General features: G+C 30.3%; 14 protein-coding genes. All 14 read left to right on the top strand.

The genetic code is table 11. From position 1 onward, the window contains the following. Positions 1-43: 43 nt before the first annotated feature. The 14 genes from HMPREF1252_RS06350 (at position 44) to HMPREF1252_RS06285 (ending at position 13,900) form a co-directional block, all read left to right on the top strand. Positions 44-580, top strand: a complete 537-nt coding sequence (locus HMPREF1252_RS06350) for a helix-turn-helix domain-containing protein (RefSeq protein WP_023059866.1) — start codon at positions 44-46, stop codon at positions 578-580. 11 nt (positions 581-591) lie between these two features. Then, positions 592-1,620, top strand: coding sequence for a spermidine/putrescine ABC transporter ATP-binding protein (potA, locus tag HMPREF1252_RS06345; RefSeq protein ID WP_023059918.1), 1,029 nt, complete (start codon positions 592-594; stop codon positions 1,618-1,620). Between the two features lie 2 nt (positions 1,621-1,622). Further along, a complete protein-coding gene (locus tag HMPREF1252_RS06340; protein ID WP_023059841.1) occupies positions 1,623-2,450 on the top strand; it encodes an ABC transporter permease in 828 nt (275 codons plus the stop codon). Next, positions 2,447-3,238 (top strand): ABC transporter permease, encoded by a 792-nt coding sequence (locus tag HMPREF1252_RS06335; protein WP_023059760.1) that lies wholly within the window; start codon positions 2,447-2,449, stop codon positions 3,236-3,238. Before HMPREF1252_RS06340 ends, HMPREF1252_RS06335 begins: the two co-directional genes overlap by 4 nt. Continuing rightward, complete coding sequence (locus tag HMPREF1252_RS06330) at positions 3,225-4,286, top strand: PotD/PotF family extracellular solute-binding protein (RefSeq protein ID WP_023059848.1); 1,062 nt, start codon at positions 3,225-3,227, stop codon at positions 4,284-4,286. The genes HMPREF1252_RS06335 and HMPREF1252_RS06330 overlap by 14 nt, the downstream gene beginning before the upstream one ends. Positions 4,287-4,469: 183 nt before the next feature. Beyond that, positions 4,470-5,210 (top strand): YebC/PmpR family DNA-binding transcriptional regulator, encoded by a 741-nt coding sequence (locus HMPREF1252_RS06325; protein WP_008902220.1) that lies wholly within the window; start codon positions 4,470-4,472, stop codon positions 5,208-5,210. Beyond that, positions 5,211-5,864 (top strand): deoxyribose-phosphate aldolase, encoded by a 654-nt coding sequence (gene deoC / locus HMPREF1252_RS06320; protein ID WP_023059859.1) that lies wholly within the window; start codon positions 5,211-5,213, stop codon positions 5,862-5,864. It begins immediately after the preceding gene. Further along, positions 5,861-6,607, top strand: coding sequence for a prolipoprotein diacylglyceryl transferase (gene lgt, locus HMPREF1252_RS06315; RefSeq protein WP_023059860.1), 747 nt, complete (start codon positions 5,861-5,863; stop codon positions 6,605-6,607). The genes deoC and lgt overlap by 4 nt, the downstream gene beginning before the upstream one ends. Then, complete coding sequence (gene hemZ / locus HMPREF1252_RS06310) at positions 6,585-7,937, top strand: coproporphyrinogen dehydrogenase HemZ (RefSeq protein WP_023059877.1); 1,353 nt, start codon at positions 6,585-6,587, stop codon at positions 7,935-7,937. Before lgt ends, hemZ begins: the two co-directional genes overlap by 23 nt. Next, entirely contained in the window at positions 7,934-9,478 is a 1,545-nt protein-coding gene (locus HMPREF1252_RS06305) for a Mur ligase family protein (protein ID WP_023059792.1), read from the top strand. Before hemZ ends, HMPREF1252_RS06305 begins: the two co-directional genes overlap by 4 nt. Before the next feature lie 260 nt (positions 9,479-9,738). Continuing rightward, entirely contained in the window at positions 9,739-11,514 is a 1,776-nt protein-coding gene (gene aspS, locus HMPREF1252_RS06300) for an aspartate--tRNA ligase (RefSeq protein ID WP_023059803.1), read from the top strand. A gap of 4 nt (positions 11,515-11,518) precedes the next feature. After that, positions 11,519-11,917, top strand: a complete 399-nt coding sequence (locus HMPREF1252_RS06295; RefSeq protein WP_023059931.1) for a SoxR reducing system RseC family protein — start codon at positions 11,519-11,521, stop codon at positions 11,915-11,917. Beyond that, positions 11,914-12,744 carry a hypothetical protein gene (locus HMPREF1252_RS06290; RefSeq protein ID WP_023059819.1) on the top strand — a complete coding sequence of 277 codons (831 nt, stop codon included), beginning with the start codon at positions 11,914-11,916 and terminating at the stop codon, positions 12,742-12,744. Before HMPREF1252_RS06295 ends, HMPREF1252_RS06290 begins: the two co-directional genes overlap by 4 nt. Beyond that, positions 12,734-13,900, top strand: a complete 1,167-nt coding sequence (locus tag HMPREF1252_RS06285; protein ID WP_023059932.1) for a hypothetical protein — start codon at positions 12,734-12,736, stop codon at positions 13,898-13,900. The genes HMPREF1252_RS06290 and HMPREF1252_RS06285 overlap by 11 nt, the downstream gene beginning before the upstream one ends. Positions 13,901-13,971 lie beyond the last annotated feature (71 nt).

The raw sequence follows: 13,971 nt of genomic DNA, 5'->3' as shown, positions 1-13,971 counted from the left end.
AGTTTAGTAAATAAAACAAAGTGTTTAATATATGAGGTATAAAATGGATATAGGAAATAAATTAAAACTTATTAGAATTTCTCAAAATTTAACACAAGATGAGCTTGCGAAGAGATCTGAACTTACAAAAGGTTTTATCTCCCAAGTGGAAAGAAATTTAACTTCTCCATCTGTGACTACATTGATAGATATTCTAGAAGCGCTTGGAACTAGTCCAATTGAATTCTTTAAAGATGATGAAGCTAAGTTCTTCTTCTCTGAAGATGATTATTTTGAAAATACAAATGAAGAGTTAGGTCATTCTATTTCATGGATTGTTCCAAATGCGCAGAGATTCATGATGGAACCTATTATAATAACTATTAATCCTGATGGAAAATCGGAAGAGATACCACCTTTTGAAGGAGAAACTTTTGGATATGTTTTAAAAGGATTTGTGGATTTATACATTGGCGACAAAGTGCAAAAATTAAAAAGAGGAGAAACTTTTTACTTTGAAGCAAAAGCCAATCACCATCTTGAAAATAATTCTAGAACAGAGGCGAAGGTTCTTTGGATATCTTCTCCACCAAACTTTTAAAGGAGCATGACATGGGAAATATAATAGAAATTAAAAATTTAAGCAAATCTTACGGAGACAACACAGTTTTAAAAGATTTTAATTTATATATAAAACAAAATGAGTTTGTAACATTACTAGGTCCTTCTGGCTGTGGAAAGACAACACTCCTTAGAATAATAGGTGGATTTGAAACTGCAGATGAGGGAGATGTGATCTTTAATGGAAAAAGTATTGTAGATATTCCAGCTTATAAGAGAGAAATAAATACAGTTTTTCAAAAATATGCACTATTTCCTCACATGAATGTCTATGAGAATATTGCGTTTGGTTTAAAGATAAAAAAAGTAGAAAAGAAGATTATCGATGAAAAAGTAAAATTTGCCTTAGGCTTAGTTAGTCTTGAAGGATTTGAAAAGAGAAATATTGATTCTCTCTCTGGAGGGCAACAACAAAGAGTTGCTATAGCGAGAGCCTTGGTTAATGAACCTAAAGTTCTATTATTAGATGAACCATTAGGTGCACTAGATTTAAAGATTAGACAAAAGATGCAACTTGAGCTAAAGGCAATACAACAATCTGCTGGGATTACATTTATATTCGTTACCCATGATCAAGAAGAAGCTCTTACCATGAGTGACACCATTGTTGTGCTTAATAAAGGTGAAATTCAACAGATAGGAAGCCCAATTGATATATATAACGAACCTAAAAATTCATTTGTAGCTGACTTTATTGGGGAGTCTAATATAATAGATGGAGTTATGAACGATGACTATAGGGTTTCATTTCTTGGAGAAGAGTTTGTTTGTGTGGACAAGGGTTTTGAAAAGAATGAAAAGATTCATGTTGTAATTAGACCAGAAGATGTTGAATTAGTGCACGGTAAAGGGAAATTACAAGGAATAGTTGTCTCAGAAGTATTTAAAGGCGTACATTATGAAATGGTAGTTAGAACTAATGGTTATGACTTATTGGTTCAATCTACAGAGCTAAAAAAAGTAGACGAAGAAGTTGGAATAAATATTAAACCCGATTTAATTCATGTTATGAAGAGGTAGCTATGAAAAAATATTCGTATATGTACTTCATGTGGTCATTGGTCTTTATAGTTTTTCCAATTATTTTAGTATTAGTATATTCATTTAATAGTAGTAGTGGAATGAGCCTTGCAAACTTTTCACCTACATTTGATAATTTTAGAAGAGTATTCGAGCCACTTTATATAAAAATATTTTTAGTATCAATACTTTTAGCTATAGGATCTACACTACTATGCATAATTGTAGGTTATCCAGTTGCGTACTATATTTCCAGAATGAGCGATAAATGGCGAAACTCTCTGATGTTATTATTTGTTGTACCAATGTGGATGAATTTCCTACTTAGAACCTACGCTTGGCTTACCTTGCTTGGTAATAATGGTCTTATAAATAAATTTTTAGGATTATTTGGAATTGCACCGTTAAATCTTATGTACAATATAAATGCAATCATGCTTGGTATGGTTTATAACTTTTTGCCATTTATGGTACTTCCGATATATTCAACATTGGTTAAGATGGATAAATCTCTTATAGAAGCAGCAAAAGACTTAGGTGCTACAAATGCACAAATTTTTAAAAAAGTAATCTTTCCGCTTTCTTTGCCAGGAGTTTACACTGGAATAACCATGGTATTTATTCCTGCTATTTCTACATTTGTAATTCCTGATTTACTTGGAGGTAATAGATTTTATTTAATTGGTAATTTAATCGAAAAGCAATTTACTTTTACGGGAGATTGGGCATTTGGTTCGGCTATATCAATTGTGCTGATATTAATAATGTTTGTAATAATGATACTTCAAAATCTATTTGAAGATGACACAGAACAAGGAGGTATAAAATGATAAAAAAGTTTCTTGAAAAATTTTATGTTGCATTAATATTTATTTTTTTATACGCTCCTATAATAGTCCTTATGGTTTTTTCGTTTAATGATTCTAAACTAAGAGGACAGTGGGCTGGCTTTACCTTAGGTTGGTATACAGAGCTTATAAAAGATCCAATTATCTTACAAAGCCTTTATAATACCTTACTAGTTGCAATGGTTTCTACAATAGTTTCTACAATAATAGGAACTCTAACGGCTATAGGACTTAATGAGCTTAGAGGATTTAAAAAGAAAATAATTTTAGATGTAAACTATCTTCCGGTTTTAAATCCGGATATAGTTACTGCAGTAGGACTAATGGGATTATTTGGATTTTTTAATTTAAAATTCGGCTTTATGACAATGACACTTTCTCATATTGTTTTCTGTATACCATATGTAATTCTTTCTATCCTACCAAAACTTCAACAGATGGATAAAAACATGCTAGAAGCTGCACTTGATTTAGGAGCTACACCTTTTTATGCTATTAAAAATGTAGTTATACCTCAAATAATGCCTGCGATTTTTACAGGGGCTCTTATGGCATTTACACTGTCAATAGATGATTTTGTTATTTCATATTTTACGACAGGCCATGGATTTAACAATCTTTCAATAACTATTTATTCAATGGCTAGAAAGGGAATAAATCCATCTATAAATGCTATGAGTACACTTATGTTCTTGTCACTGTTGATTCTCTTAGTAGTTATTAATAAGAGAAGTAAGGGAACTGTGGAGGCTTTAAGTGAAGAAATTTAAAAATATAATTTTTATTTTAATATTAGTAATTTTCTCATCAATGATGACTTCTTGTAAGAAGGAATCTACTAGTGGTTCAACAATAAATGTATATAATGCTGGGGAATATATAGATCCTCAAGTCTTAAAAGATTTTGAAAAAGAAACAGGCATAAAAGTTATCTATGATACTTTTGCGTCAAATGAAGATTTATATATAAAGATTGCAAATGGTCATACACCGTACGATGTTATTGTTCCCTCTGATTATATGGTTGAAAGATTAATAAAAGAAAATAGACTTCAAAAGTTAGATTTTTCTAAAATACCAAATATGGACAATATTCTTCCAGAATTTAGATTTCCTAAATTCGATCCAACAGGAGAGTATATAGTACCATATTTTTCTGGAACAATGGGGATTGTATACAACAAGACAATGGTAAAGACACCACCAACTTCTTGGAAAGATTTGTGGAATCCAGAATACAAAAGACAAATAATAATGTATAACTCTCAAAGAGATTCCATAGCAATAGCGTTAAAGATGCTCGGTTATTCTATGAATTCTGTAGATCCATTTGAATTACAAGAAGCCAAGGAAGCTCTAATTGAGCAGAAGCCACTTGTATATGCTTACCTTACAGATGATGGTCGTGATGTGATGGTACAAGGCGACGGAGCTATGATGCCTATGTACTCTGGTGACGCCGCGTATATGATTTCTGAAAATAAAGACCTTGATTATGTTATTCCAAAAGAAGGAGCAAATATTTGGATGGATTCTATGTGTATTCCGAAAGATGCAAAGAATGTTGAAGGAGCACATGAATTTATAAATTATCTTTTAAGAAAAGATGTAGGGATATTAAATGCTGATTATTGTATGGGTTATACTTCACCAATAAAAGGAGTGAAGGAAGGTCTTCCGGAAGAACTTAGAAATTCAAAAGTTGCTTATCCAGATTATAATCATTTACCACCATTGGAATACTTCGAAGACTTGGGAGAAAATTCTAAACTTTATGATAGAATATGGACAGAAGTTTCCGCGACTTTTGTAGATTAATTAATAGGAAAATTGAATATAAATTTTATGAGATTGGTAAAAATATTGCTGATCTCTTTTTATTTTTAAGTTTACAAAATTATATAAAATACAACGTTATTAGGAAAATTCATAAATGTTTTATTTTCTTATGTTTTGTGATAAAATTTAAATTTAGAGAATGATTTTAGAAAGGATAATAATATGTCAGGACATTCAAAATGGAATAATATAAAAAATAAAAAAGGAAAAGAAGACGCAAGACGTGGTAAGATTTTTACTAAGCTTGGAAGATATATAATGGTTGCAGCCAAAGAAGGCGGACCAGATCCTGAATATAATGCTTCTTTGAAAGTAGCTATTGACAAAGCAAAAGCTGAAAATATGCCTAATGACAACATCGAAAGAGCTATTAAAAAAGGATGTGGTGAGCTTGGTCAAGATAACTTTGAAGAGATAACCTACGAAGGTTATGGACCATCTGGAATTGCAGTAATGGTTAAATGCCTTACAGACAATAGAAATAGAACTGCTCCAGAAGTAAGACACGCCTTTGATAAGAATGGTGGAAATCTTGGACAACCAGGTTGCGTTTCCTTTATGTTTGAAAAAAAGGGTCAACTTGGAGTTTTAAAACATGAAAATGTAGATGAAGAAGAATTTATGCTTTTAGCACTAGATCTTGGCGCTGAAGATGTAATCGATAGAGATGAGGCTTTTGAAATCATAACCAGTCCAGAATCATACGAAGAAGTGCGTGATGGGCTTGAAGAAAACGGATATGAATTTGTACAATCAGACATAACATTCCTTCCTTCAAACTACACAGAGCTAACCGATGAAAATGATATAAAATTAATGGAAAAATTAATTGACACTCTTGAAGATAATGATGATGTTCAAGATGTGTATACAAACTGGGACACCGATAATCTGGAGGACTAAATGAATTTAAATAAAATGATTGATCATACACTTTTGAAGCCAGAAGCTACAAAAGAAATGATAGAGAATCTATGTAAGGAAGCTAAAGAGTATGATTTTAAATCTGTATGTGTAAATCCATACTGGGTAAGTACTGCCTATGAAGAATTACGTGATAGCGATGTGCTTGTATGTACAGTGGTAGGCTTTCCTTTAGGGGCAACAACAAAAGAAACTAAATTTTTTGAAACTGATTTTGCAGTACAAGAAGGTGCTGACGAAATTGATATGGTTATAAATGTTGGAGCTTTAAAATCAAAACAATACGATGTAGTTTTAGAAGATATTAAATCAGTTGTACAAGCAGCAAATGGAAGAACAGTTAAAGTAATCATAGAAACATGTCTTCTAAGCGATGAAGAAAAAGTAAAAGCTTGCGAATTATCTATGGAAGCAGGAGCTAACTTTGTAAAGACATCTACAGGATTTTCTACCGCTGGAGCAAAAGTAGAAGATGTTGAGCTTATGAAAAACATAGTTGGAGATAATTTAGAAGTTAAGGCTTCTGGTGGAATTAGAGATTTAGATACTGCCCTTAAGATGATAGAAGCAGGTGCAACAAGACTGGGTGTCAGCGCTGGTGTTCAAATCATAAAGGAGTATCAGTCTAAATGAACCCAACAGCATTTACCATTTTTGGTATATCAATAAAATGGTATGGAATACTTATTGCAACAGGTGCGCTTCTAGGAGTGCTAATGGGAGATAAGCTTGCAAAGAAGCAGGGTCTCAAAGAAAATATTGTTTCCGATTTTATATTGATAGGAATAATTCCATCGGTAATTGGCGCTAGAATTTACTATGTTTTATTTGAATGGGAATACTACAAAGATCATTTAAGTGAAATATTTGCTATTAGAAATGGTGGACTTGCTATATATGGCGGAATAATAACAGGAATAATTTTTGCATATATTTATTCTAAGAAAAAGAAAGTTGATTTCCTTAAACTTTTAGACGTAATGTCACCTGGACTTGCTATTGGACAAGGAATAGGAAGATGGGGAAATTTTATAAACCAAGAAGCTCATGGTGGTCCGACAGATCTCCCTTGGGGGATTATGGTAGACGGAGTTAAGGTACATCCAACATTTCTTTATGAATCTATTGTAGACATAAGCCTTGCACTATTTTTATATTTTTATATTTCAAAACATAAGAAATTTGATGGGCAGATGCTAGCAATTTATGCAATAGTCTATGGAATTGGAAGATTCTTTATAGAGGGACTAAGAACAGACTCTTTATATATAGGACCTCTTAGAGTCTCTCAAATAGTAAGCATAGTTTTTATACTACTTGGAATTGGCATTTATCTAATAAAGGGTAAGAAAAGTGATACAAGTACACTCAAATAATGAAGGACTTAACCTTACGATTTATAACCTACTAAGAGAATGCTTTCCATCTAGAGAAAATTCAAAGGATAAAGATATTTTAGTAGATATAAATGATAAGTTAGAAATAAAAATAAATATTGATCAAGAGGAAATATTACTAAAAGATAAATTTTCTATAAAAGATAAGACTAAGATAAAAAAAGATATACTTCTTAGTCTTTTTTCGAATGTAGAAATATCAAACGAATATGGAGTGCTTACTGGAATTAGACCTACAAAACTAGTTAGAAAACTTCTTCAAGAAAAATCTATAGAAGAAACTAAAAAGATTTTGGAAGATGATTACTTGATGAAACCTAGTAAAATAGATGAGCTTATAGATATTGTAAAATTAGAAAATAATATTTTTTCACATAAGAGATCAAATATTTCTCTATATTTCCATATTCCATTCTGTCCTTCAATTTGTAGTTATTGTTCATTTACTACATATAAAACGGATAAGGAAAAAATGGATATCTACATAGATAATCTTATAAAAGAGTTTAAATCTGTGAATAAAGAAATTATTCCAACATCAATTTATATTGGTGGAGGCACACCGACTGCTTTAGATAATTATAATCTTGAAAGACTTCTATATGAAATTCAAAATAAGTTTGACATAAATTGTGAATACACTGTGGAGTGTGGAAGACCAGATACTATAGACGAAAAAAAGTTAGAAATACTTAAAAAATACGGTGTAAATAGAATATCTATAAATCCGCAAACGATGAAGGATGAGACTCTTAAAACGATTGGAAGAACACATTCAACAGAAGATATACTTAATGCTTATAATTTAGCAAAAGATAAAGGATTTATAATAAATATGGATTTAATCGCTGGTCTGCCAGATGAAACAATAGATGACGTAAATAATTCTCTAGAGAAAATAATCGGGCTAAATCCAGAAAATATAACTGTACATTCACTTTCAATTAAAAATGGCTCGAGATTATTTAAAGAAAATAAATTTTATTCTACAAGTGACTCCTTTGATTTGATTAAAACGATTATGGCAGAGAATAATTATTTTCCATACTATCTATATCGCCAAAAGAGGATGGTAGATTCAGGAGAAAATATAGGATTTTCTAAAAAGGGCTTTGAGTGCATCTACAACTCTATAATGATAGAAGAAGTGGAATCCATTTTAGGTTTCGGTGTAAGCGCAAGTACAAAGATTTTAAATAGAAAAAATTTAAAATTTAAACAACATTTGAACTTTAGGGATTTAATAACATATAATAGTAGGGTAGAAGAAGATATTTTAATGAAGAATAGTTTATTGGAGGAATTATGAAATTAAAAGCTTTGATAGATAGTATAGAATATTTAGAAATAAAAAACGGTGATGAAAAAACTCTAGAATCTGTAGAAATAAGTTCTGTAGAGTTTCATTCAAAAAAAGTCAAGAAAGGAACTCTTTTTGTAGCTATAAAAGGATATAGGGTTGATGGTCATGACTTTATAAAAGATGTAGTAGCATCTGGAGCAGTTGCAGTTATCGTAGAAAATTTTGTAGAGGAAGATATACTTCAAATAAAAGTTAAAAATTCAAGGATTGCTCTAGCTAAGGTTGCCTCTATTTTCTTTGGTGAGCCATCAAAAAAATTAAAAGTAACAGGAATAACAGCGTCAAACGGCAAGACATCTACAGCTTTTATGACAAAATGTATTTATGATAAAGCAGGTTACAATACAGGAATTTCTGGAACCGTATATACAAAGTATGCAGATGTTGAGATTCCTTCAATACTTACAACTCCAGAGAGCAAAGATCTTCAATACTATTTTTACGATATGGTAAATAAAGGAATAGATCATGTGATTATGGAAGTATCAAGTTCTGCTGGAGAATTAGCAAGAGCTTATGCTACAGATTTTGATATAGTAACATTTAACAATATAACTCCAGAACATATTGTAAACCACGGATCTTTCGAAAGGTACTACCATGTTAAGTCAAGATTAATTAGACACGCAAAAGAAGATTGTGTTGCAATATTGAATTCTGATTTTGAACTGATAAATGATCTTAGAAATAATACTAAAGCTCAGGTAGTAACATATTCTTTAAAAAATAATTTAGAAGATATTTCAATAGATAATTTAGATCTATCAACTGGTTTTGGAAAATTTAAGTTTATAGTAAACAGAGATATCAAGTTAAAAGGTATAACTATCAAGAAACAATCATTTGATGTAGAGCTAAAGGTTGCAGGATACTCATCTGTAATGAATGCTATAGTTGCTACAACAATAGGTCTAGTAAATGGAATAGATATAGATACAATCTTAGCAGGAATACAAGATTTCACGGGTGTAGAAAGAAGATTCGAAGTTATATTTGATGAAGGGTTTAAAATAGTAGACGACCATTTTGCAAATAAAAATAATATTGAAGTAACTTTAGACACCCTTTCCAAGATGGATTATAAAAATTTGGATATACTATATGCAATTAGAGGTAGTAGAGGAGCAGACTTAAATGAAGAAAATGCAGAGGTAATTGCAAGTTGGTACGATAGACTTAAACCAAGAGAATTTATTGTAACTTTGAGTAAAGATACTGTCACTTGGAAGGATGAAGTTACAGATGATGAACTTGAAGCCTTTAAGAAAGTTATGTCAAAACATAATATTAAATTTGTATTAGAAGATAATCTTAAAGAAGCAGTCGAAAAGGTAATAGATGGTACAAAAGATGATGATTTAGTATTGTTTGCTGGTTGTCAGGGAATGGATAAAGCAATGGGAATAGCATATGATCACATAATTGAAAAAAATCTTACAGAATATCCATCTAAATTATTAGAAAAAGCTAAAAATAGAGTTTGTTAGTTGCAAATTAATTAATTATAAATTATAATTAAGTTAATTTTAAAAAATAAAAGAAATTATCTGAAAGTGAGAAAAATGTTTATGGAAATTAGAGAAATGCTGGTTGGTGCAAAGCATTCAGAAGAAACTTTTAGTGACAGCTTTCGTAAAGGATAAACGCATGACCTGCGTTAAAACATTAAGTGAGGTTATCCTAATTAGGGTGGTACCGCGAGTAAACTCGTCCCTTTCTGTGGGCGAGTATTTTTTTTGGAGGTAATATGGAAAGTTTAGGAAATTTAAGAAGAACTGACTATGCAGGAGATTTAAGAGAAAAAGACATAGCTAGAGAAGTAGTACTAATGGGATGGGTTGCAAAGGAAAGAAACTTAGGCTCTCTTAATTTCGTGGATCTAAGAGACAGATCTGGAATTTGTCAAATCGTATTTAATGATAAACCGGATGAAGAATTATTTGAAAAATCAAAAAAATTAAGATCTGAATTTGTAATAGGTGTAAAAGGTAAAGTTAGAAAAAGATCTTCAGTTAATGAAAATATACCTACTGGATATATAGAAGTTTTAGCTGATGAACTTAAAATTTTAAATATATCTGATGTTCCACCAATCTATGTAAAAGATGACGACAATGTATCAGAAAACATGAGACTTAAAAATAGATCATTGGACTTAAGAAAGCCAAGCATGATTAATAATTTAATGGTTAGATCTAAATTCTATAAAGTTACAAGAGACTTTTTTGCTGAAAATGGTTTTATTGAAGTTGAAACTCCAATGCTTACTAAACCAACTCCAGAAGGAGCAAGAGACTACCTTGTACCAAGTAGAGTTAATCCTGGTAAGTTCTACGCACTTCCTCAATCACCACAGCTTTTAAAGCAACTTTTAATGGTATCTGGACTAGATAGATATATACAAATTACAAAATGCTTCAGAGATGAAGACTTAAGAGCTAACAGACAACCAGAATTTACACAAATAGACTTGGAAATGAGTTTTGTAGATGTGGAAGATGTCCTTGATATGAATGAAAAATTCTTAAAGGTAGCTTTTAAAGAGATGCTTGACATAGACATTGAACTTCCTATCAAGAGAATGAAGTATAAAGAAGCTATGGAAAGATATGGAATCGACAAGCCAGATTTAAGATTTGGAATGGAAATCCAAAATATAACAGACATCGTTAAAGATTGTGGATTTGGAGTATTTGAACAATCTGCAAAAGAATTCAATTCTGTAAGAGGCATCAATGTTAAAGGTGGAGCTAAGGCTTATTCTAGAAAAGGTATTTCTAAACTTGAAGATTTTGTAAAAGACTTTGGAGCTAAAGGTTTAGTAAATATCAAGATAGAAGAAGGTAAATCTATTACTGGAATAGATAAATTCTTAAAAGAAGGAATTCTTGATAAAATTACAAAAGCATTTAACGCAGAAGAAGGAGACCTAATCTTAATAGTTTCTGGTAAGGATAAAGTGGTATTTGATAGTCTTGGAAATTTAAGAAATAAAGTTGCCCGCGATATGAATCTAATAGATGATAGTAAATTCGAATTAGTTTGGATTACGGAATTCCCACTATTTGAATATTCAGAAGAAGAAAATAGATATGTTGCAGTTCACCATCCATTTACAGCTCCAATGGATGAAGATTTGGATAAAGTTGAATCAGACCCTGCAAATGCAAGAGCAAAAGCATATGATATCGTAATAAATGGAGATGAAATGGGTGGAGGATCCATCAGAATTAACGATAGAGAAATTCAAAAGAAGATGTTTAAAGCATTAGGCTTTACAGAAGAAGATGCAGAAAACAAATTTGGATTCTTGTTAGAAGCATTTAAATACGGAGCACCACCACATGGAGGATTAGCTTATGGTCTAGACAGACTTGTAATGCTATTTACAAACTCTTCAAACATTAGAGACGTAATTGCTTTTCCTAAGACACAATCAGCATCATGTCTACTTACAGGAGCACCAACAGAATTAAGCGAAGAACAATTAAGAGAAGTTCATATCAAACCTATAAAGGAGTGATATATTGAAACAGACAGGTATTGTTTTTGAATTAAATGATGATAAAGCAAAAATTATAGTAACAAGACTCGCTGCATGTGGCAGTTCATGTGAATCATGTTCTGCCCATTGTGGTGAAAATAAACAAGAATATATAAATGTTAAAAATGATATAGGACTTAAAATCGGCGATAGAGTTGAGATTACTACCGATTCAAAAGCTGTATTAAGATATATTTCTTTAGTCTATGGACTTCCTCTTATATTTCTTATATCTGGAGTAGTAATTGGAATGTTACTAAACTTAAAAGAGATGTATTCATTATTGGTCGGTTTTGTTTTTATGATAGTATCGTTTATTTTTATAAAAACTATTGATAATAAAAATGGGTCAAACCATGGAATTATAATTAAGAAGCTATGAAAACAACTTACAAGGTATTATTAGTAATATCAGCTATACTTCTAATAGGGTCTTCTGTTGCATACTATCTTTCAACAAATAGCAAATCTACTTACAATAAATTAGTTGAGGAAAATAAAGAGTTAGAGATAAAGCTTAATGAAAAGCAAAGTCAGAACGAAGAAATTTCTCAAGATATTTTAAAGTTAAATGAAGATTTAGAAGTTAGCTCTAAAGATTTTAAAACTAAATATGGATATGATTATTTTGAATCAGAAAATATGCTGACTAATAGAATAAAAGAATTTGAAGAAAAGAATAAAAGCATCGAATCTCAAGTTGTAAGTGAAGTATTAAAGTTTGAAAGATATTTTAAGTCAGGAATTTATTCTGATGAAAAATTAGAAAGCAAGATTTCTGACTTTATTGATGTTTCAGATATAAAAACTGAGCAGATTTCAAAAGATTTGTATGGGGTTCTAAATTTAAATCCTTTTGTAGATAAATACAGTAAGGATGGATTTATAAACTACATTTTAAAGAGAAATCCGAACATAGACAGCTCGAAATTAAAACTAGAACTATTTAATTTAGTCATTTACTCAAGGAATTTAAATGAAATAATAGAAACTAAAGAACTACCTAAAAATTTAAATTCACTTAGAAGCGATTTGTTTTCATTCTGTTCTTTGCTAAAAGAAATGGAGAAATCTGGAATAAGCACTGGAGAATTGAACTCTAAATCAATGGATAGCTTAAATTCAAAAATAACAAATCTAATATCAGATTACTTTATAAATAAAGGTCAGATTGAAGTTATTAATTTAGGAGGAACCAATGAAAAATAAAATTGCAATAATTTTTATATCGGTTTTTCTAATAGCTTCATCAGTTCTTTCATATTTTTGTTATAAAAACTATGAAGGTTTAGGATCGCTTATAAATACTGAAAAATCAAATAAAACTGCACATGAAAAGAAAATTGAAGAATTAGATAAAAAATTTTCTGATTTAAATAATGAAAAGGAAGCCATTTCGAATAAGATAAAAAGCATAAGTGAAGAAGCTTCCAAACTCTCACAGTATGAAAATTTTGTAGACACAAAGTCACTTATATTTGAGCTTGACGATTACTATCTATCTTTTATAAATCTAAAAATAGATAATGAAATACAGAAAAAATTAAAAGGGGATAGCTCTAATATTAAAAATATAGAGACCACATACTTCGATAATTCATCTGTAAATTCTAAAGTTATAGCTGAAAGAAATGAAACATATGTATCTTTAAAGACTAGTTATGATGCGACTAATAAAATAAATGAGAAAGTAGCTGAGCTATCCCACGTTTTAAAAAAGAGAGAAGGGATGATAAAATTACTAGATGATACAAATTTTTTCTTTAGAGACAGAGCTGTAAAAGGAATAGCTGAATATAAAAGCAAGTACGGTGCAAGTTTTAAACCAGAGGACTTCTCAAGTAGAGTTTCTAATATTTTAAATTTAAAAAGTAATGCAATTGGTCTATATGACAATATATTATATGCAGCTAATGAAAATTTGGAATTTGTAAATAATCTTAGAGAAAATCAAATAAGTGAAGTTTCAAGAATTGGAAAACTACCAACGATTGATTCAAAAAATAACAACGGTGGAGAAATAGAAAGTCAAAAGAATTCCATGATTTTTGCTTTAGATACAATATCTTCAAATATTAATTATTTAAATGGTTATAATATTCTAGACAGGACTGTGAGTGAAAATAATAAGAATATAGTGCTTAGATATCTTTTTGATAATAGAGGACGAATCCTTATTATTCAAGAAAAGTCAACTGGAGTAGCTAACCTGTATTATTTTGGTTCTGATGGAATGCCATTTGCTATGACTAATTTAAAACAGTTTGAAATAACATATTTGAATAAAAACAATAAAAAAGATTTAAATATTATTAATAAGGCTTTAAAATATAATAATCCTTTTAAAAATATCTTAAGTAATTAAACCGCGATAGCGGTTTTTTAATTTAAATTTAAAATTATGTTAAATAAATGGAATATATTATTTAATCTGAA

The organism is Peptoniphilus sp. BV3AC2, assembly GCF_000478945.1.
GTDB classification, from domain to species: domain Bacteria; phylum Bacillota; class Clostridia; order Tissierellales; family Peptoniphilaceae; genus Peptoniphilus_B; species Peptoniphilus_B duerdenii.
This window is presented reverse-complemented; position numbering and strand designations above follow the sequence as displayed.